The organism is Rathayibacter sp. AY1C5, assembly GCF_002931705.1.
Lineage (GTDB): Bacteria > Actinomycetota > Actinomycetes > Actinomycetales > Microbacteriaceae > Rathayibacter.
On the sequence record NZ_PSWD01000002.1, the window covers coordinates 48,698 to 67,486 of the forward strand.

An 18,789-nucleotide genomic window follows, 5' to 3' on the forward strand; every position below is an offset into this window, starting at 1 on the left:
TCCGGCAGGCTCCTCTCAGTCCGTCTTCCGGACGGCGGACGGCGCCGCCGCCCGCTCGTCCACGACGTCGAGGCGAGCCAGCGCGTTCGCCGTCCCTCGGCGGCCCCGTGTCGCGACCAGGCCGATCATCGCGGCCGCCGCGAGGACGAAGGCGAACAGCGACCAGAACCCGCCCTCGACGGCGAGCAGGGTCGACCAGCCGCCCGATCCCGCCGCCCAGCGCACGAGCCGCTGCCAGAGGAGCGGTCGCGGCTCGGGACGCAGGCGCACCACCGTCTCGCCGAGGGTCCGTCCGGACCGCAGCACGATCACCAGCTGGAGCAGCGGAGCGACGAACGGCAGGGCTCCGAGAACCACGTCCCCGGGGCTCGAGCGCGTGTCCACCCCCGCGAGCACGAGGCCGACCCCGGTGATCGAGACGAGCGCGCCCGTGATGAGGCTCAGCGCGAGAACGTCGCAGAACATGCCGAACGCGCGGCGGCGGATCGCGACCGGGCGGGCCAGCTCCGGCACCGCGCCCTCGGTCCGGCGGGTGAAGAGGAGGAGGACGGGGGAGAGGAGGGTGCCGAGCAGGGCGCCGGCCGTGTTGGCCAGCAGGTCGTCGACGTCGAAGAGCCGGTAGGCGCACGGGTAGAGGAACCAGTCGCCCGTGAGCTGCGTGACCTCGATGAGGAGCGAGACGGCGAAGCCGACGGCGGTGCCGCCGATCATCCCGGCGACGAGGCGCCCGCGCAGAGCGAGGTGGCGGACGAGCATCCCGAGGGGGACGAAGAAGACCACGTTGAGGAGCACCTGCGCGGACGCGGGGTTCGTCAACAGCGCGCGGGGCCCGTCGATCCCGCCCTCCTTCGCGATGTCGCCGACGAAGGCGAACAGGCGCAGCTGCGGACCCGATCCGGTGCGGCAGGCGGCGGCGACCGTCGCCTCGTCGGGCAGGGGGAGGAGCGTGTAGGTGACGAGGGCGAGCGCGTAGACCACGGCGGCGAAGGCCAGCACCGCGTTGCCGATCCCGAGGACGCCGCGCCGCCGGTACTGCAGGGCGGCCCAGGGCACGAGGCCCACGAGGGCGACGGCGGAGCCGAACAGGAGGGCGAGCACGGCGGAGGTCATGCGTCGACAGTAGGAGAGCGGAGGCCGATCCCCACCGACAGGCGCGTCGGGGATCTCCGCCAGCGCGATTCGTCCCTCCCCAGCGCGGGATGCGGGCGCTCCTCCACGGATCCGAGCGATCCCCGCCCGCCGCCTCCACGCCCTGCTAGCGTTTCCTGGGTCGCGTCCAAGAAACGCGTGCACCCTCGACCCCTCCACGAAAGACGTCATGCCGCTGCGCTCCCGCCTCCTCGCCCTCCCCGCCGCCGTCGCGGCCGCCGCGCTCCTGCTCAGCGGCTGCACCGCCGAGACGCCCGACGCCTCCAGCACCCCCGTCGACGGCGGGACCCTCACCTACGCGTCCGGCGACGCCGAGCCCACCTGCCTCGACCCGCACGTCGGCGGCAACTACCCGCAGGCGCTCCTCGCGACGCAGGTGCTCGAGTCGCTCGTCTCGCGCGACGCCGACGGCACCATCACGCCGTGGCTGGCCGAGTCGTGGACCGTCTCGGACGACGCGCTCAGCTACGACTTCACCCTGCGCGAGGGTGTGACCTTCACCGACGGCACCGCCCTCGACGCGGAGGCGGTCGCCTCGAACATCGCGCACCTGCAGGACCCGGCGACCAAGTCCTCCACCGGCTACCTCGCCGTGGCGAAGGTCGCCTCCGTCACCGCGGTCTCGCCGACCGTCGCCCGCTTCACCCTGACCGCGCCGGACAGCGCGCTGCTCGAGTCGCTCGCGCAGCCGTGGACCGCGATCGAGTCGCCCGCCGGCATCGCCCGCGGCGAGGAGGCCAACTGCGAGGCGCCCGTCGGCACCGGCCCCTTCACCGTCTCGGAGTGGGTCAGGCAGGACCACGTGACCCTCACCCGCAACGAGGCCTACGACGCCTCGACCGGCCCGACCGGGGACGGCCACGAGGGCCCCGCGCACCTGGCGAGCATCACCTGGCGCTTCATCCCCGACTCCGCCACCCGCTACGCGGCGCTGCAGTCGGGCGAGGTCGACGTGCTCGACAACGCCCAGCCCGACACTCTGAAGGCCGCGACCGGAGCCACGGACCTCGTCGAGCTCGACGCGCCCCGGCCCGGCTCGGTCAACCGCCTCGAGCTCAACTCCGGCCAGGCGCCGTTCGACGACGAGTCCGTCCGCGAGGCGTTCGTCCGCGGCGTCGGCGTGAACGACGCGATCGACTCGCTCTTCTTCGGCACCGCCGAGCGCTCCTACTCCCCGCTGTCCAGCCGCGAGGCGACCGCGTACTCCGACCCGTCGCTCTTCGAGGACGCCGGGTCCGACTCCGAGACGGCCGCCGCCGAGGACCTGCTCGAGAAGGCCGGCTGGGTGGACTCGGACGGCGACGGCATCCGCGAGAAGGACGGCACGCCGCTGACGCTGCGCTTCCCCGTCAGCACCAACCAGTCGATCCCGGCCGAGCAGTCGCTGTTCGAGCAGATCCAGGCCTCGGCGAAGACCCTCGGCTTCGACGTGCGGATCAGCCTGCTCGACCTGTCGAGCTGGTACACCGCGCTCGCGTCGAACGAGTACGAGCTGGTGAGCGCCCCGTACACGAAGGTCGGACCCGACGTTCTGCGGATCCTCTACTCCTCCTCGGGCATCACCCCCGCGCCGAGCGGCTACTTCGCCAACCACGCGCAGATCGCCGACCCCGCGCTCGACTCGCTGCTCGAGCAGGCGAGCGCCACGACCGACGAGGACGCCCGCGCCGACCTGTACGAGCAGGCGCAGCGGATCGTCCTCGAGGGCTACTGGATCCTGCCGCTCTACGACCAGCAGAACCACTACCTGCACCGGTCGGCCGTCCAGGGCCTCGTCGCCCTCGACACCGTGTCGACCCCCTGGTTCGCCGACGCCTGGGTCTGACCCGGCCCCGGAGAGCCGCCTGCACCGATCGAAGAGCGGACGCATGCCGGTCGAGTAGTCGCCGCGGCGGCGCACCGAGACCCCGCGATCGGACGGGCGGATCTCGATGCGCCCGCTCCGCGGGCTGCTCGATCAGCAGGGGTCCGTCCTCCATGCTGGTCGGGTAGCCGCCGTCGGTCGCGCATCGCGTGCTCCGGAGGGAACGGACCTCGACGACGCCCCCCTCCACCGCCCCGACCAGAGAGGACGCCCGCCCGCATGATCCGTCGCGTGCTCCTCCGCCTCGGTGGCGCCCTCGTGGTGCTGTGGGCCGTCGCGACCGCCGTCTTCGTCCTCATCCGCCTTGTCCCCGGCGATCCGGCGCAGGCGATCCTCGGCGGTCCGGGCTCGCAGGCGTCGCCCGAGGCGCTCGCCGCGGTGCGGGAGCAGTACGGCCTCGACCAGCCGCTCCTCGTGCAGTACCTGGTGCAGCTCGGCAGGCTCGCGCGCGGCGACCTCGGCACCTCCTACTCCCTGCGCACTCCCGTCGCGCAGATCCTCGGCGAGCAGCTGCCCGGCACCCTCCTGCTCGCCGTGCTCGCGCTGACCGCCGCGTGGATCCTCGCGTTGGCGACCGCCCTCTGGTCGACCCGGGGCGGCCGGCTCGCCGCCGCGATCGGGTCCGGCCTCGAGCTCACGGCGGCCGCGCTCCCGCACTTCTGGCTGGCGACCGTGCTGATCGCCGTCTTCGCGACCGCGCTGCGCTGGCTGCCCCCGGTCAGCACCGGGTCGCCCGCCGGGCTGGTGCTGCCGACGCTCACCCTCGCGATCCCGCTGGCGGGCTTCCTCGGCCAGGTGATGCGCCGCTCCCTCCTCGACGCGCTGGAGTCGCCGTTCGTGCTCGCCGCTCGGGCGCGCGGCGAGGGCGGGTTCGGCGTCCGCGCCCGCCACGCCCTGCGCCACGCGGTGCTGCCAGGGGTCTCGCTCTCGGGCTGGGCGTTCGGCTACCTGATCGGCGGGGCCGTGGTGGTCGAGACGATCTTCGCGAGGCCGGGGCTCGGCCGGACTCTGCTCGCGGCGGTGACCGTCCGTGACGTGCCGGTGGTGACGGGTGTCGTGCTGGTCACGGCGCTGGCGTACATCGTCGTGACGCTCGCCACCGATCTGCTGACCCGCGTGATCGACCCGCGGCTGGCCCGGCGGGAGGCGGTCGCGTGAGCGAGCTCGAACTGCGCGCCGCCCGCCCGCTCCGCCGGGGTCCCTCCCGCCTCCGCGCCGGCGAGGTGCTGGCCGCGGTCTTCGTGGTGCTGCTCCTGCTCGCCGCCGTCGCGCCCGGGCTGCTCGCCCCCTCCGATCCGCTCGCCGTCGCCCCGCGCGACGCCTTCACCCCACCGGGTGCCGCGCACCTGCTCGGCACCGACGAGTCCGGTCGCGACGTCCTCAGCCGCCTCATCGCAGGGGCGGGCGCGTCCCTCCTGATCGGCGCCAGCGCCACCGTGATCGGCCTCGTCCTCGGCGCGGTGCTCGGGGTGGTCGCGGCGTTCGGCGGCCGCGTCGTCGACGGCGTGATCGGCCGCGTGCTCGAGGTGCTCTTCGCCTTCCCCGCACTCCTGCTCGCGCTGCTCGTGATCGTGGTCACGGGTCCCGGAGTCGTCCCCGCCACCATCGCGGTCGGCCTCTCCACCGCGCCGGGGTACGCCCGCATCCTGCGCACGCAGCTGCTCGGCATCCGCGACTCCGGCTACGTCGAGGCGGCGCGCGTGCTGGGGCACGGACCCGTCCGCATCCTCGTCCGGCACGTCCTCCCCAACACCTTCGGGCCGCTCGCCGTGCTGGCGACCCTCGGCGTCGGCCAGGCGATCGTCTGGGCCTCGGCCCTCAGCTACCTGGGCCTGGGCGCCGAGCCGCCCGCGCCGGAGTGGGGCGCGATGCTCTCGGCGGGCCGCACCTACCTCTCGAGCGCGTGGTGGCTGACCGTGTTCCCGGGACTGGCGATCGTGCTGACCACGATCGCGACGACGATCCTCGGCGGGCGTCTGCGGGGTGCGCGGTGAGCGCGGTCGTCGTCGAGGGGCTCCGGGTCGCCTTCGACGGAGTCGAGGTGGTGCACGGGGTCTCGTTCCGCGTGGAGCCGGGGGAGTGCGTCGCGATCGTCGGCGAGTCCGGGTCGGGCAAGAGCGTCACCGCGCGAGCGCTGCTGGGGCTGAGCGAAGGCGCCGTGACCGGGAGCGTCCGCGTCGGCGGGACCGAGGTGGTCGGAGCGGGCGAGCGGGAGCTGCGGCGGCTGCGCGGCGGATCCGTCGGCTTCGTCCCGCAGGACGCGCTGCTCTCGCTCGACCCGCTGCGCCCGATCGGCCGCGAGATCGGCGACGTGCTCCGCCTCCACGGCCGCCTCCCCGCGGCCGAGCGCGCGCAGCGGACGGTCGAGGCCCTGGCGAGCGTCGGCATGCCGGAGCCGGCCGAGCGGATGCGGGAGCGCTCGGGCGACCTCTCCGGCGGGCTCCGCCAGCGCGCCCTCCTCGCGGCGGCCGTGGCACTCGATCCGCCGCTGCTCGTCGCCGACGAGCCGACCACCGCGCTCGACGTCACCGTCCAGGCCCGCGTGCTCGAGCTCTTCGCCGAGCAGAAGGCGCGCGGCCGGGCGCTCGTCCTGGTCTCGCACGACCTCGCGGTGGTGGCGGGCCTCGCGGACCGCATCCTCGTGCTCGCCGACGGCCGCGTGGTGGAGGAGGGGACCGCGGCCGAGGTGCTGCGCGCGCCCCGCAGCCCCGAGGCCCGCGCGCTCGTGGCCGCCGTCCCCGCCGGGCGCCCGCGCGGCTCCCGGCTCACCGACCCGACCGCACCGGCGACCCCGCCCGAGACCCCCGGCGAGGTCGTGGTCGCGGCCCGCGGACTCGCCGCCCGCTTCCCGCTGCCCGGCGGAGGAGTGCGGGTCGCGGTCGACGACGTCGACCTCCGGCTGCGGCGCGGCGAGACCGTCGGGCTCGTCGGCGAGTCCGGGTCGGGCAAGAGCACGGTGGCCCGGCTCGTGCTGGCGCTGCGGCGTCCGGACGCGGGCGCCGTCGAGCTGTTCGGCGAGCCGTGGTCGGCAGCGACCGAGCGCTCCCGCCGTCCCCGCCGCCCGCGGATCGGCGCCGTCTACCAGGACAGCCTCTCCTCGTTCGACCCGCGCTGGAGCGTCGGCCGCCTCCTCCGCGACGCCGGCGCCGCCTCCGTGCCCGCGCTGCTCGAGAGCGTGGGGCTCGACCCCGCCCTGGAGCGGCGCTCGCCGCGGACCCTCTCCGGCGGTCAGCGCCAGCGCGTCTCGATCGCCCGGGCGCTGGCGACGCGCCCCGACGTGCTGATCTGCGACGAGCCCGTCTCGGCCCTCGACGTGTCGGTGCAGGCGCAGATCCTCGACCTGCTCGACGACCTGCAGCGCCGTCACGGCCTCGCCCTCCTCCTCATCTCGCACGACCTCGGCGTGATCGCCCACATGAGCGATCGCATCGCGGTGATGCGCGAGGGCCGGATCGTCGAGGCGGGGCCGGCCGCGTCGCTCCTCGCCGCACCGCAGGAGGAGTACACGCGCCGCCTGCTCGCCGCCGCCCCGCGCCTCGAGCGCTGAGCCGTCCGCGGCGCGGCCCCCGCGCAAGCCCGCGCCGCGAATCCGCCGCACCTCCACCACGTGTCGGACCTGCGGCGTAGCGTTGCCGAGGTGATGCGCCCGACGACCCAGACCCTCGGCCAGCTCCGTGCCTCCGGGCACGTGCAGAAGAGCCTCCGCACCGAGATCCGCGACAACCTGCTCGACGCCCTGCGCGAGGGCCGCGATCCCTGGCCGGGCCTGCACGGCTTCGCCGAGACGGTCATCCCGCAGGTCGAGCGCGCCGTCATCGCCGGCCACGACATCGTCCTGCTGGGCGAGCGCGGCCAGGGCAAGACCCGCCTCCTGCGCACCCTCGTCGGCCTGCTCGACGAGTGGACGCCCGTCATCGAGGGGTCCGAGCTCGGTGAGCACCCCTACGAGCCGATCACCACGGAGAGCCGCCGCCGCGCGGAGGAGCTGGGCGAGGACCTGCCCGTCGGGTGGAAGCCCCGCGAGGAGCGCTACGTCGAGAAGCTGGCCACCCCCGACACCAGCGTCGCCGACCTCATCGGCGACGTCGACCCGATGAAGGTGGCCGAGGGCCGCAGCCTGGGCGACCCGGAGACCATCCACTTCGGCCTCATCCCGCGCAGCCACCGCGGCATCGTCGCGATCAACGAGCTGCCGGACCTGGCCGAGCGGATCCAGGTCGCCATGCTCAACGTGATGGAGGAGCGCGACATCCAGATCCGCGGCTACGTCCTCCGCCTCCCCCTCGACGTCCTCGTCGTCGCGAGCGCGAACCCGGAGGACTACACGAACCGCGGCCGGATCATCACGCCGCTGAAGGACCGCTTCGGCGCCGAGATCCGCACCCACTACCCGACCGCCCTCGTCGACGAGGTCGCCGTCATCCGGCAGGAGGCGGACCTCGTCGCGACCGTGCCCGACGCGCTCATCGAGATCCTCGCCCGCTTCACGCGGGCCCTGCGCGAGTCGAGCTCCGTCGATCAGCGCAGCGGTGTCAGCGCCCGCTTCGCCATCGCCGGCGCCGAGACCATCGCCGCCGCCGCCCTGCACCGCGCCACCCGCCGCGGCGAGGAGGAGGCGGTCGCCCGCCCCATCGACCTCGAGACCGCCGTCGACGTGCTCGGCGGCAAGATCGAGTTCGAGTCGGGGGAGGAGGGCCGCGAGGACGAGATCCTCGACCACCTGCTCCGTCAGGCCACCGCCGAGACCGTCCGCGCCCACCTGCGCGGCGTCGACCTCGGGCCGCTCGTCGAGGCGGTCGAGAACGGCGCGATGATCACGACCGGCGAGCAGGTGACCGCCCGCGAGTTCCTGGCCGGCCTTCCGCTGCTGGGCGAGGCCCGCGTGTACGACGAGGTCGCCGAGCGCCTCGACGCCGTGGGGGAGGGGCGCCGCGCCGGAGCGGTCGAGCTCGCCCTCGAGGGCCTCTACCTCTCGCGCAAGCTGAGCAAGGAGACGGGCGGGGGCGAGGCCGTCTATGGCTGATGCTCCGCGCGGCAACCGGCGGCTGAAGCGCGACGCGCGCTACGCGAAGTACGACGGGGGACCCGATCCGCTCGCTCCTCCGGTCGACCTGAAGGAGGCCCTCGACGCGATCGGCGAGGACGTGATGGGCGGCACCTCGCCCGAGCGCGCCCTGCGCGAGTTCCTCCGCCGGGGCACCCGCGACCGCGAGGGCCTGGACGACCTGGCAGCCCGCGTCGCCGAGCGGCGTCGCGAGCTCACGCAGAGGAACAACCTCGACGGTACGCTCCGCGAGATCCGCGAGCTCCTCGACAAGGCCGTCCTCGCCGAGCGCAAGCAGCTCGCCCGCGACACGCAGATGGACGACGGCGACCGCGCGCTCGCCGAGATCCAGCTCGACAGCCTCCCGCCCTCGCCGGCCGCGGCCGTCTCGGAGCTCCGCGACTACCGCTGGCAGAGCCCCGAGGCGCGCGCCGACTTCGAGCGGATCCGCGAGCTCCTGGGCCGCGAGATGCTCGATCAGCGCTTCGAGGGGATGAAGCAGGCCCTCGAGAACGCGAGCGACGAGGACCGCGCCGCGATCGACGCGATGCTCCGCGACCTGAACGAGCTGCTCGAGGCGCACGCGCGCGGGGAGGACACCCCCGAGCAGTTCGACGCCTTCATGGAGCAGCACGGCGAGTACTTCCCCGAGGGCCCGGAATCGGTGGACGAGCTGATCGACGCGCTCGCCGCCCGCGCGGCGGCGGCCCAGCGGATGCGCAACTCGATGACCGCCGAGCAGCGCGCCGAGCTCGACGCCCTCGCCCAGGAGGCCTTCGGCACGCCGGAGCTCATGCAGTCCCTCGGCCGCCTCGACGAGACCCTGCGGGGGCTCCGTCCCGGCGAGGACTGGGGCGGCTCCGAGCGGATGGACGGCGAGCAGGGGCTCGGCCTCGGCGACGGGACGGGCGTGTTCCAGGAGCTGGCCGACCTCGACGCCCTCGCCGACCAGCTCGCGCAGACGGACCGCTCCTCCCTCGACGACCTCGACCTCGACCTGCTGGCGAAGCGCCTCGGCGAGGACGCCTCCGTCGACGCGCAGACGCTGAAGCGCCTGGAGCGGGCCCTGCGCGACTCCGGGACTTTGCGCCGCGGCTCCGACGGCTGCCTCGCCCTCAGCCCGAAGGCCATGCGCCAGCTCGGCAAAGCGCTCCTGCGCGACATCGCCGAGACCGTCTCCGGCCGTCAGGGCGCCCGCGACGTCCGGCGCGCGGGCGCGGCGGGCGAGCGCTCCGGAGCGACGCGCTCGTGGGAGTTCGGCGACACCGAGGCCTGGGACATCCCCCGCACGGTGACCAACGCCCTCACCCGCACCGCCGGCGAGGGCCGGCCGGTCGGCTCGGGGGTGCGCATCCTGATCGACGACGTCGAGGTGCAGGAGACGGAGGCGCGCACGCAGGCCTGTGTCGCGCTCCTCGTCGACACCTCGTTCTCGATGGCGATGGACGGCCGCTGGGTGCCGATGAAGCGCACCGCGCTCGCCCTGCACACCCTGATCAGCAGCCGGTTCCGCGGAGACGCGCTGCAGCTCGTCGCCTTCGGCCGACGCGCCGAGGTGATGGACGTCGAGCAGCTGGTGGGCCTGGACGCCGAGTGGGACAAGGGCACGAACCTGCACCACGCGCTGCTGCTGGCCAACCGGCACTTCCGCAAGCACCCGAACGCGCAGCCGGTGCTGCTCATCGTCACCGACGGCGAGCCGACCGCGCACCTCGAGCCCGACGGCGGCGTCTTCTTCGACTACCCGCCGGACCCGCTGACGGTCGCCGTCGCGGTCCGCGAGCTCGACGCGTCGCTCCGCCTCGGCGCGCACACCACGTTCTTCCGCCTGGGCGACGACCCGGGCCTCGCGCGCTTCATCGACTCGCTCGCCCGCCGGGTCGGCGGCTCGGTGGTGAACCCGGAGGCGGAGGACCTGGGAGCGGCCGTCGTCTCCTCCTACCTCGGCGCTCGCGGCGCGGGTCCGGGAGGCGGCGGGACGCCGGGCGAGGAGCTGTTCGGCCGCGGCTGGAGCTTCTGAGCCGCTCAGGATGCAGGAGGGACCCGCTCCCGCGCCTGAGGATCAGCGCGTCTCCGCCGCTCCGGAGGCGTTCGTCCTGAGTTCCGACCGCGCCCGGCTCAGAACAGCGGCCAGGGCACCGCGGGCATCCCGCCCCGCGGGCCTGGGAAGCGGCCGAAGGAGCCGAGCCGCTCGCAGCGCTTCGCGAACGCGGCGACCTCGTCCTCGGTGAGCAGCTCCGAGAGCGCCTCGCCGAGCGGTCCGTCGATCTGCGCGCGCAGGAGCGCCAGCGCCGTCAGCTCCTCCTCGAGCAGCGGTTCGCCGATCCAGCCCCAGAGGACCGTGCGCAGCTTGTGCTCGGAGTGGAAGGTGAGGCCGTGGTCGACCCCGTAGCGGTGGCCGTCGGGCAGCGCGAGCACGTGCCCGCCCTTCCGGTCCGCGTTGTTGGCGACCACGTCGAACACGGCCATCCGGCGCAGCGCCGTCGAGTCCTCGTGCACGAGGGAGATGTCGCGGTCCTCCTCGTCGCTGCCGTCGAGGACGTGCCGCCATCCGTCGGGCACGGCGTCGGCGGGCACCAGGTCGACCGCGTCCTGGTCCGGATCGATGTCCTGCCAGAGCTGGACCATGCCCGGCCCGAGCGGACCGTCGCGGAGCCACGTGCGCGGCACCACGTTCCAGCCGAGCGCCTCCGAGACGAGGTACGCGGCGACCTCGCGGCCCGCGAGCACGCCGTCCGGGAAGTCCCACAGCGGCTTCTCGCCCGAGATCGGCTTGTAGACGACGGACGTCTCGCCGAGCTGCGCGAGGAACGTCGCGTTCGAGGCGATCGTGATCCGGCCGGCCAGCTCCAGCTCGCCGTCGAGCCCGCCCGGGTCGCTCATGCGAGCGGGCAGTCGTGCCCGTCGGGATCCATCGGCTCGCCGCAGCGGGGGCAGAGCGGACGTCCGGCGCCGACGACCTCGAGGGTGCGCTTCGCGAAGGCGCGCGCCGTTCCGACCGGGATCTTCACCTGCAGCATCTCGGTGGGCTCGGGCTCCTCCTCGGAGTCGTCCTCCGCCTCGGTCAGCGGGTAGGCCTCGATCACGATCTGCGCGGTGGACGGGTCCCAGCCGAGGCTGAGACCGCCGACGCGGAACTCGGGCTCCACGGGCTGGTCGAGCGGGTCGTTGTCGACGAGCTCCGGGGGAGTGCCGGCGGGGACGCTGACCGGGTTGCCCTGGGCGGTCATCAGCTGGTCGAGGATCTCGTCGATCTTCTCGGCGAGGAGGGCCGACTGCTGCTTCTCGAGGCCGACGCTGACCACGCGGGGCCCGGTCTTGGCCTGGAGGTAGAAGGAGCGCGAGCCGGGTGAGCCGACGGTCCCCACGACGACGCGATCGGGCCAGTCGAATCCGTGCACGATCGGAGGCATGCCCCCAGTCTACGAGCGCCCGCCTCCGCGGTGGCTGCGCGCGTCGGGCTCGGGCGGCCTGCTGATCGAGCAGCCGTCTCTTCTGCTGACCGAGCCCCCCGCGGAGCGGGCGCATCGAGATCCACCGCCGCCGAGCACCCGCATCCCTGCCGCTCGGTCGAGCCCTGAAGCGGCCCTCCCGAACCGCGCCTACTCGTGCCCCGCCCCGCCCCCCACAGCGGCGTCCGCCACGGGGGCCGCCTTCCGCAGCCAGCCCAGGTCCCCGGCGTCCGTGTTCATCGCGACGACCTCGGGCCGCCCCGCGCCGTAGCGGATGATCGACACCGACGCCGGTCCGACGCTGAGCCTCTGGAACAGGTCGAGGTGCATGCCGAGCGCGTCCGCGAGGATCGCCTTGATCGTGTCTCCGTGGCTGACCGCCGCCCACACCGCGCCGGCCCCGTGCTCCTCCGCCACCGCCGCGTCGTGCCGCCGGATCGCCGATACGGCCCGGGCCTGCATCGCGAGCATCCCCTCGCCGCCGGGGAACACCACCGCGGAGGGCTGGTTCTGCACCGTCGCCCAGAGCGGCTCCGTCGCGAGATCCCGCAGCGAGCGCCCCGACCAGTCGCCGTAGTCGCACTCGGTGATGCCCTTGTCGATCACGGTCGCCGGCGATCCCGTCTGCCGCTCGAGGACGAAGCGCGTGGTCTGCCGGCACCGCTCGAGCGGGCTCGACACCACGGTCGCGAGCTCGACCGCCGCCAGCCGCTCCCCGGTGCGCGCCGCCTGCGTGCGTCCGACGTCGTCGAGCCGCACTCCGGCGGTGCGTCCGGCGAGGATCCCCGCGGTGTTCGCGGTGGTGCGTCCGTGCCGGACGAGGAGGAGCGTGGGCATGGGGCCAGCGTAGGCGGCCGTGCTCCCGCCCCGCCCCGTCGGACCACCGGGGCCGCGCCGGCGCGTTCAGCGCGACTCCATCGCGGGACGGATGCCCCGGCCGCAGCGCCTGCCTAGGGTGGAGGAGCGGCCGCCCACCGCGGCCCGGAAGGGACACACATGGACGGGACGACGCCCCCCGGCATTCCCCAGGACGGCACGGACACCGAGAGCCCCGCCGCGCGCACCGCCGCCGACGGCACCGCTGCCGAGCACACCGACTCCGCGCTCACCGACTCCGCGACCCCCGCGTGGGCCGCCCCCGAGGCCTCCGGCCGCCACGGCGAGGTCGCTCTGCGGATCCGCGGCCTCCGCAAGCGCTTCGGCGACAAGGAGGCCGTGAAGGACATCGACCTCGACGTCCCCGCCGGGTCCTTCTTCGGGCTCGTCGGCCCGAACGGCGCGGGCAAGACGACGACCCTCTCGATGGCCACGGCCCTGCTCCGCCCCGACAGCGGCGTCGTCACGATCCACGAGGTCGACGTCTGGAAGGACACCCTCGAGGCGAAGCGGCTGATCGGCGTCCTCGCCGACGGCGTCAAGCTGTTCGACCGCCTCACCGGTCTCCAGCTCGTCACCTACTACGGCCTGCTCTGCGGGCTCGAGCGCTCCGTCGTCGTCGAGCGGACCGACGACCTCCTCGCCCTGCTCGGCCTCGATCCGGCCGACCGCACGCTCGTTGTGGACTACTCCGCGGGCATGACCAAGAAGATCGCGCTCGCCTGCGCGCTCGTGCGCGCCCCGCGCCTCCTGGTGCTCGACGAGCCGTTCGAGTCGGTCGACCCGGTCTCGGCGGCGAACATCCGCGACATCCTGACCGGCTTCGTCGCGTCGGGCGGCACGGTCATCGTCTCGTCCCACTCCATGGACCTCGTCGAGCGGATGTGCGACCGCGTCGCCGTCATCGCCGACGGCCGCGTGCTCGCCTCCGGCACCCTCGAGGAGGTCCGCGCCGGCTCCAGCCTCGAGGAGCGCTTCGTCGAGCTGGTCGGCGGCCGCACCCACCAGGAGGGACCGGCATGGTTGCGCATCTCCTGAGGCTGCGGCTGCTCCTGCTCCGCAACTCGCTGACGCGGAACGTGTGGCAGCTGATCGGCGTGATCCTCGGCGGTCTCTACGCGATCGCGGTGCTCGGCCTGGTCGCGGCCGGCCTGGTCGCGCTCGGAGGCACGGACCCGGCGTTCGCGAACGTCGCGATCGTCCTCGGCGGCTCCGCTCTGATCCTCGGCTGGGTGCTCGGGCCGATCTTCCTGTCCGGCTCCGACCAGAGCCTCGACCTGCCCACCCTCGCGACCTTCCCGATCCCGCTGCGGACCCTCCTCCTCGGGCTCGCCGCCGCGGGCCTCGCGGGCATCCCCGGCGTGGTGACCACGCTCGGGGCGCTCGCCTCCGCCGCCGCCTGGTGGAGCCGTCCGATCGGCATCCTGCCCGGCCTCGTCGCCGCGGTGATCGGCGTCGCGACCTGCGTGGTCGCGTCCCGCCTGATCGGCGCGCTCACCACGGGCCTGGGCTCGAGCCGCCGCTACCGCGAGGTGATCGGCGGCGTCGTGCTCGTCGTCGTCATCCTGCTCGGACCGCTCTTCTTCGGCCTGACCAACGTGATCCGCGACGGCCTGGACGTCCTGCCCGTGATCGCGGGCGCCCTCGGCTGGTCGCCGCTCGGCGCGATCTGGGCCGTCCCCGGATCCGTCGTCGCGGGCGACTGGGTCGCGGCGATCGCGCGCCTGCTGATCGGGCTCGCGACGCTGGCCGTCCTCGTCTGGGCGTGGGCCCGGGCGCTGCGGCACGCGCTCGCGGAGCCCGCCGCGTCCGGCGCGCACTCCGCCTCCGGATCCGCGGGCCTCGGCCTGTTCGGGCGCTTCCCCGGCACCCCGACCGGCGCCGTCGCCGCGCGTGCCCTCGGCTACTGGTGGCGCGACCCGCGCTACAGCCGCGGGCTCCTCGTCATCCCCGCCGTCGTCGTCCTCGCGGTCTTCTACTCCGCGATCGGCAGCGGGGGCGACACCTTCGTGCTGCTCTCGGCCGTGCTCGTCGGCCTGATCTTCGGCGTGACCCTCTGCGCCGACGTGTCGTACGACGGCACCGCCTGGGCGGCGCACGTCAGCTCCGGAGTGACGGGGTCGGCCGACCGCGCCGGTCGCGTCGTCGCCGCCGCGATCATCGGCGTCCCTGCGGTGGTCGCCGTGGCGGTGGGCACCGCGCTGTACGCGGGACGCGCCGACGCGATCCCGGCCGTGCTGGGCATGGCGCTGGCCCTCGTTCTCAGCGGGTTCGGAGTGTCGAGCGTCGCCTCGTCGCTCGTCGTCTACCCCGTGCCCGGGCCGGGGGACAGCCCGCTGAAGACGCCGCCGGGCTCCGGGATGATCTCGAGCGTCGTGATGCTGGGGAGCATGGCCGCGACCGGTCTGCTGGCGCTCCCGTCGATCGTCCTCGGCGCGATCTCGCTCATCGGCGGCGACCCGGCCTTCGGCCTGATCGGACTGGCGGCCGCCCTCGTGCTGGGCACCGTCGTCGCGCTGGTGGGCATCCGCGTCGGCGGTCGGATCGTCGACCGCCGAGCGCCGGAGCTGTTCGCCGCCCTCGTGACGATCGGCTGACGCGGGTGGCGGGGCGCGGGTGGGCGGTTCCCGCCCGCTGCCCGTCTCCGCCCCGCTCCCCGCCCCCGCGAGTGCGCGGAAGTCGTCGCACTCGAGCTCGAGTGCGACGACTCCTGCGCACTCGCGGGAGCCGACGAGGACCGCGCGCGCCCGCGAGTGGCCGCGCGCCTGCGAAGGCCCGCACACAGGAGCCGCGGCAGAATGTGGACATGCGCAGCCTCGAAGTCCTCCTCGATCCGGAGTCGGAGGCTCGCGTCCGCAGCCAGTGGGAGGCGCTCGAGGCGGCCGGCATCCCGAGCCTCGCACTGCACACGTCCGCCAGCAACCGCCCGCACCTCACCCTGGTCGCCGGGCCCGAGCTGACCGCCCCGGAGCCGGGCGCGCTCGGTCCGCTGCCGGCGACGGCCGACCTCGGTGCCGTCCTCCTCTTCCCGCACGCCGGGCGCTTCGTCCTCGCCTGGGGAGTGGTCCGCTCGCCCGCCCTCGACGCTCTGCACGATCGGGCCACGCGCCTCGTGCCGGGCGGCGTCGACGCCTCGCTCCCGGACGCCTGGACGCCGCACATCAGCGTCTCTCGCCGCCTCCGCGCCGAGCAGCTCGGCGACGCCGTCCCCCTCCTCGGCGAGCCGTTCACCGTCGGCCTCGCGGGCGTCCGCTTCTGGGACGGCGACACCCGCACCCTCACCGACCTCTGATCCGGGCGCCGCAGAAGACCCCCGACCTCCCCGCAGCCGCCTCCCCAGCTCCCTCCCTGCGGCCCTTCTCCACAGTTCCCCGGACCCCCGGGGCGGCGTCGGAGGCGGCGGGTAGAGTTCCCCGGGTGACAGAGCCCACCGCGACAGCCCTCCCCGCCCCGCCGCTTGCCGACCCCTCGGCGGAGTCCCGCGGCGGCGTCCGGAGCGACGCGGCGAGCGGCGCTGCGGGCTCCGGATCCTCCGAGGCGCATGCGATCCTCGAGAAGGTCTTCGGCTACGGCTCCTTCCGCGGCGAGCAGCAGGCCATCGTCGAGCAGGTCATCGGAGGCGGCGACGCCGTCGTCCTGATGCCCACCGGCGGCGGCAAGTCGCTCTGCTACCAGATCCCCGCCATCGTGCGCCCCGGCACCGGCGTGGTCGTGTCCCCGCTCATCGCGCTGATGCAGGACCAGGTCGACGCCCTCCGCGCGAACGGCGTCCGCGCCGAGTTCCTCAACTCCACCCAGGACGCGGGCGAGCGCAGCCGCGTCGAGCGCGCCTACCTCGACGGCGAGCTCGACCTGCTCTACGTCGCCCCGGAGCGCCTGGGCAACGAGGGCATGAAGCAGTTCCTCGCCCGCGGCCGGATCGCCCTCTTCGCGATCGACGAGGCCCACTGCGTCAGCCAGTGGGGCCACGACTTCCGCCCCGACTACCTCGCACTGGGCGAGCTCGCCGAGCGCTGGCCCGACGTCCCGCGCATCGCCCTCACCGCGACCGCCACCGAGGCGACGCACCGCGAGATCACCTCGCGCCTGCACCTCGGCGCCGCCCGCCACTTCGTCTCGAGCTTCGACCGCCCGAACATCCAGTACCGGATCGTCAACAAGGTCGAGCCGCGCAAGCAGCTGATCGACTTCCTGCGGCGCGAGCACGCGCACGACGCGGGCATCGTCTACGCCCTCTCCCGCAAGAGCGTCGAGGCGACGGCCGAGGCGCTGCGCTCGGCGGGCTTCGACGCCGTCGCGTACCACGCGGGCCTCGACTCGCGGGTGCGCGCCGCCGCCCAGTCGCGGTTCCTCCGCGAGGAGGGCGTCATCGTCTGCGCGACCATCGCCTTCGGCATGGGGATCGACAAGCCGGACGTGCGGTTCGTCGCGCACATCGACCTGCCCAAGTCGGTCGAGGGCTACTACCAGGAGACGGGTCGCGCCGGCCGCGACGGACTGCCGTCCACCGCCTGGCTCGCCTACGGCCTGCAGGACGTGGTGCAGCAGCGCCGGATGATCGACGAGTCGCCGGGAGACCTGGCGCACCGTCGGCGGATGTCCGCGCACCTGGACGCGATGCTCGCGCTCTCCGAGACGGTCCAGTGCCGCCGGGTGAACCTGCTCGCCTACTTCGGCCAGGAGAGCACCGCCTGCGGCAACTGCGACACCTGCCTCGAGCCTCCCGCCTCCTGGGACGGCACGGTCGCGGCGCAGAAGTTCCTGTCGACGGTCGTCCGCCTCAAGCGCGAGCGCAATCAGCAGTTCGGCGCCGGACATATCATCGACGTCCTCCGCGGCAAGACCACGCCGCGCACCACCCAGCACCAGCACGACGGCCTGGCCACCTGGGGCATCGGCGCCGAGCTCAGCGACACCCAGTGGCGCGGAGTCGCCCGCCAGCTCCTCGCGCAGGGCCTGCTCGGCGTCAACGACGACGGCTTCGGCACGCTCGTGCTCACGCCCGCGTCCGGCTCCGTCCTCAGCGGCGAGCGGAAGGTCGAGCTGCGGCAGGAGCCGGAGAAGCCGGCCCGCTCCAGCGGATCCACCCGCTCCGGGCGGTCCACCGTCGCCGAGCTGTCGGGCGAGGCTCAGCCGCTGTTCGAGCGGCTCCGGGAGTGGCGCGCCGCGCAGGCCCGCGCGCAGGCGGTCCCGGCCTACATCGTCTTCAACGACGCGACCCTCCGCGAGATCGCGACCGCCGAGCCGGCGACGATGGACGCGCTCAGCATCATCGGCGGCGTCGGCCAGAAGAAGCTGCTCACCTACGGGGAGGCAGTGCTGGCCGTCGTCGCGGGGGAGAGCCCCGAGATCGCCGTCCCGGAACCGGGTGAGGAGGCTCCCGCTCCCCGCCGCGCGCCGGCCGCCCGTGGCGGGTCGTCCCGCTCGCAAGGGGCGAAGCCCTCGTTCGGCCGCGAGTCGTCCGGTCCGCCGGTGTCCGCCGCGCAGCCGCCGGAGGACGACTGGGTGCCGCCGGACGAGCCCGACTGGGAGCCCGGCTGGGACAGCTACTGATCCGTCGCTGAGGCGCGCGATTCACCGCCCGCGACGGAGGCGGGCGTCGGCGCGGGCGATCGTGTCCCGGCGTCCGCGTCGACGATCGTCCCCACCTCGTCACCGACGCGAGCGTCCTCGGCCCGACGCACCGACGAGCGCCCTCAGCCGTTCGCGCCCGTCGACGCCATCCACCCGCCGAGCAGCGTGCAGCAGAACGACACCGCGAGGCCCGCCACCGGCACCCAGAACGCGATGCGCCGCCGCACCAGCAGCACGATCGAGACGACCAGCGCCGCGAGGAACGGCACCCACACTCCTCCTGCGGCGAGGACCACCCCGCCCTCGATCAGGCCGATGTCGCAGGCGTTCGATCCGCCGCACGAGTCGCTGGCCATCGCGAAGAACAGCCCGAAGAACGACAGCAGCAGCGTCACCGCGGAGGCCACGAGGATCAGCACGATCGTCAGCACCAGGTCCCAGACGCGGACCGGGCGCCGATGCGGCACCCCGGATCCCGGCGCGGCCGGAGGCGCGGGAGGCGCGGCCGCGACGTCCACGGGCGGCGCACCCGGAGTCCGGGGAGGCGCTGCCGCGACGTCCGCGGGCGGCCCGGCCGCCGGGTGTCGGGCGGGCGGAGGGGGAGGCAGCGGCGGCTCGCTCATGCCGAGAGACTAGCGAGGCGGCCTCCGGTGCGGCGTCCCTCCTCCGCAGAAGCAGCCCGCAGGGACAGCCCGTTCAGCACACGGACGAGCCGCCCCCTCCTCCGCTCCCGTCGGCAGGGACAGCCCGTCCAGCGCACAGACGAGGCGCCCCGCCTCCGCCTGGTCGGTTCCGACAACGCGCTTCCGCCTCCGCCCGGCGCCGTTTGT

15 protein-coding genes are annotated in these 18,789 nt (G+C 74.4%); 10 read left to right on the forward strand and 5 right to left on the reverse strand.

The annotated features are described in order from the left end of the window. Positions 1–15: 15 nt before the first annotated feature. Complete coding sequence (locus tag C5C57_RS02645; RefSeq protein ID WP_181069069.1) at positions 16–1,110, reverse strand: VanZ family protein; 1,095 nt, start codon at positions 1,108–1,110, stop codon at positions 16–18. A 208-nt stretch (positions 1,111–1,318) separates the two neighbouring features. Here C5C57_RS02645 and C5C57_RS02650 point away from each other — a divergent pair, with 208 nt between their 5' ends. The 6 genes from C5C57_RS02650 (at position 1,319) to C5C57_RS02675 (ending at position 10,077) form a co-directional block, all read left to right on the forward strand. Beyond that, on the forward strand, positions 1,319–2,974 hold the full coding sequence (locus C5C57_RS02650; protein WP_104297248.1) for an ABC transporter substrate-binding protein: 1,656 nt from the start codon (positions 1,319–1,321) through the stop codon (positions 2,972–2,974). A 258-nt stretch (positions 2,975–3,232) separates the two neighbouring features. Beyond that, positions 3,233–4,171 carry an ABC transporter permease gene (locus C5C57_RS02655; protein WP_104297249.1) on the forward strand — a complete coding sequence of 313 codons (939 nt, stop codon included), beginning with the start codon at positions 3,233–3,235 and terminating at the stop codon, positions 4,169–4,171. Then, positions 4,168–5,007 carry an ABC transporter permease gene (locus C5C57_RS02660; protein WP_104297250.1) on the forward strand — a complete coding sequence of 280 codons (840 nt, stop codon included), beginning with the start codon at positions 4,168–4,170 and terminating at the stop codon, positions 5,005–5,007. The genes C5C57_RS02655 and C5C57_RS02660 overlap by 4 nt, the downstream gene beginning before the upstream one ends. Beyond that, the gene (locus tag C5C57_RS02665) at positions 5,004–6,560 is read left to right on the forward strand and encodes an ABC transporter ATP-binding protein (protein ID WP_104297251.1); all 1,557 of its coding nucleotides are present in this window, start codon (positions 5,004–5,006) and stop codon (positions 6,558–6,560) included. Before C5C57_RS02660 ends, C5C57_RS02665 begins: the two co-directional genes overlap by 4 nt. Before the next feature lie 93 nt (positions 6,561–6,653). Beyond that, a complete protein-coding gene (locus tag C5C57_RS02670; RefSeq protein WP_104249672.1) occupies positions 6,654–8,036 on the forward strand; it encodes a magnesium chelatase in 1,383 nt (460 codons plus the stop codon). Continuing rightward, on the forward strand, positions 8,029–10,077 hold the full coding sequence (locus C5C57_RS02675; protein WP_104297252.1) for a VWA domain-containing protein: 2,049 nt from the start codon (positions 8,029–8,031) through the stop codon (positions 10,075–10,077). The genes C5C57_RS02670 and C5C57_RS02675 overlap by 8 nt, the downstream gene beginning before the upstream one ends. Before the next feature lie 98 nt (positions 10,078–10,175). Here the strand turns inward: C5C57_RS02675 and C5C57_RS02680 are convergent, their stop codons facing one another. From C5C57_RS02680 to C5C57_RS02690, 3 genes are all read right to left on the reverse strand, one after another. Next, positions 10,176–10,940: an SCO1664 family protein gene (locus C5C57_RS02680; RefSeq protein WP_104226043.1), complete on the reverse strand. Its 765-nt coding sequence runs from the start codon at positions 10,938–10,940 to the stop codon at positions 10,176–10,178. Next, on the reverse strand, positions 10,937–11,470 hold the full coding sequence (locus C5C57_RS02685) for a DUF3090 domain-containing protein (protein WP_104225051.1): 534 nt from the start codon (positions 11,468–11,470) through the stop codon (positions 10,937–10,939). The genes C5C57_RS02680 and C5C57_RS02685 overlap by 4 nt, the downstream gene beginning before the upstream one ends. A gap of 189 nt (positions 11,471–11,659) precedes the next feature. Next, positions 11,660–12,346 (reverse strand): histidine phosphatase family protein, encoded by a 687-nt coding sequence (locus C5C57_RS02690; protein WP_104226042.1) that lies wholly within the window; start codon positions 12,344–12,346, stop codon positions 11,660–11,662. Between the two features lie 159 nt (positions 12,347–12,505). Between C5C57_RS02690 and C5C57_RS02695 the strand changes: the two genes are divergently transcribed. From C5C57_RS02695 to recQ, 4 genes are all read left to right on the forward strand, one after another. Then, positions 12,506–13,423 carry an ABC transporter ATP-binding protein gene (locus C5C57_RS02695; protein WP_104297253.1) on the forward strand — a complete coding sequence of 306 codons (918 nt, stop codon included), beginning with the start codon at positions 12,506–12,508 and terminating at the stop codon, positions 13,421–13,423. After that, positions 13,405–14,982, forward strand: coding sequence for a transporter (locus C5C57_RS02700; protein ID WP_104297254.1), 1,578 nt, complete (start codon positions 13,405–13,407; stop codon positions 14,980–14,982). The genes C5C57_RS02695 and C5C57_RS02700 overlap by 19 nt, the downstream gene beginning before the upstream one ends. Before the next feature lie 209 nt (positions 14,983–15,191). Beyond that, on the forward strand, positions 15,192–15,677 hold the full coding sequence (locus C5C57_RS02705; RefSeq protein ID WP_104297255.1) for a 2'-5' RNA ligase family protein: 486 nt from the start codon (positions 15,192–15,194) through the stop codon (positions 15,675–15,677). Between the two features lie 125 nt (positions 15,678–15,802). Next, positions 15,803–17,938: a DNA helicase RecQ gene (recQ, locus tag C5C57_RS02710; protein ID WP_104297256.1), complete on the forward strand. Its 2,136-nt coding sequence runs from the start codon at positions 15,803–15,805 to the stop codon at positions 17,936–17,938. 143 nt (positions 17,939–18,081) lie between these two features. On the opposite strand, the gene C5C57_RS02715 is transcribed toward recQ, so the two are convergent. Continuing rightward, positions 18,082–18,582 carry a DUF6264 family protein gene (locus tag C5C57_RS02715; RefSeq protein WP_219812655.1) on the reverse strand — a complete coding sequence of 167 codons (501 nt, stop codon included), beginning with the start codon at positions 18,580–18,582 and terminating at the stop codon, positions 18,082–18,084. Positions 18,583–18,789: the final 207 nt, after the last annotated feature.

What these genes read in the sequence shown, in the direction of transcription:
- C5C57_RS02705 (WP_104297255.1), top strand. Translation starts at nt 15,192, where the DNA reads ATGCGCAGCCTCGAAGTCCTCCTCGATCCGGAGTCGGAGGCTCGCGTC.
- C5C57_RS02685 (WP_104225051.1), bottom strand. Translation starts at nt 11,470, where the DNA reads ATGCCTCCGATCGTGCACGGATTCGACTGGCCCGATCGCGTCGTCGTG.
- C5C57_RS02695 (WP_104297253.1), top strand. Translation starts at nt 12,506, where the DNA reads ATGGACGGGACGACGCCCCCCGGCATTCCCCAGGACGGCACGGACACC.
- C5C57_RS02670 (WP_104249672.1), top strand. Translation starts at nt 6,654, where the DNA reads ATGCGCCCGACGACCCAGACCCTCGGCCAGCTCCGTGCCTCCGGGCAC.
- C5C57_RS02680 (WP_104226043.1), bottom strand. Translation starts at nt 10,940, where the DNA reads ATGAGCGACCCGGGCGGGCTCGACGGCGAGCTGGAGCTGGCCGGCCGG.
- C5C57_RS02700 (WP_104297254.1), top strand. Translation starts at nt 13,405, where the DNA reads ATGGTTGCGCATCTCCTGAGGCTGCGGCTGCTCCTGCTCCGCAACTCG.
- C5C57_RS02655 (WP_104297249.1), top strand. Translation starts at nt 3,233, where the DNA reads ATGATCCGTCGCGTGCTCCTCCGCCTCGGTGGCGCCCTCGTGGTGCTG.
- C5C57_RS02675 (WP_104297252.1), top strand. Translation starts at nt 8,029, where the DNA reads ATGGCTGATGCTCCGCGCGGCAACCGGCGGCTGAAGCGCGACGCGCGC.
- C5C57_RS02690 (WP_104226042.1), bottom strand. Translation starts at nt 12,346, where the DNA reads ATGCCCACGCTCCTCCTCGTCCGGCACGGACGCACCACCGCGAACACC.
- C5C57_RS02650 (WP_104297248.1), top strand. Translation starts at nt 1,319, where the DNA reads ATGCCGCTGCGCTCCCGCCTCCTCGCCCTCCCCGCCGCCGTCGCGGCC.
- C5C57_RS02715 (WP_219812655.1), bottom strand. Translation starts at nt 18,582, where the DNA reads ATGAGCGAGCCGCCGCTGCCTCCCCCTCCGCCCGCCCGACACCCGGCG.
- C5C57_RS02645 (WP_181069069.1), bottom strand. Translation starts at nt 1,110, where the DNA reads ATGACCTCCGCCGTGCTCGCCCTCCTGTTCGGCTCCGCCGTCGCCCTC.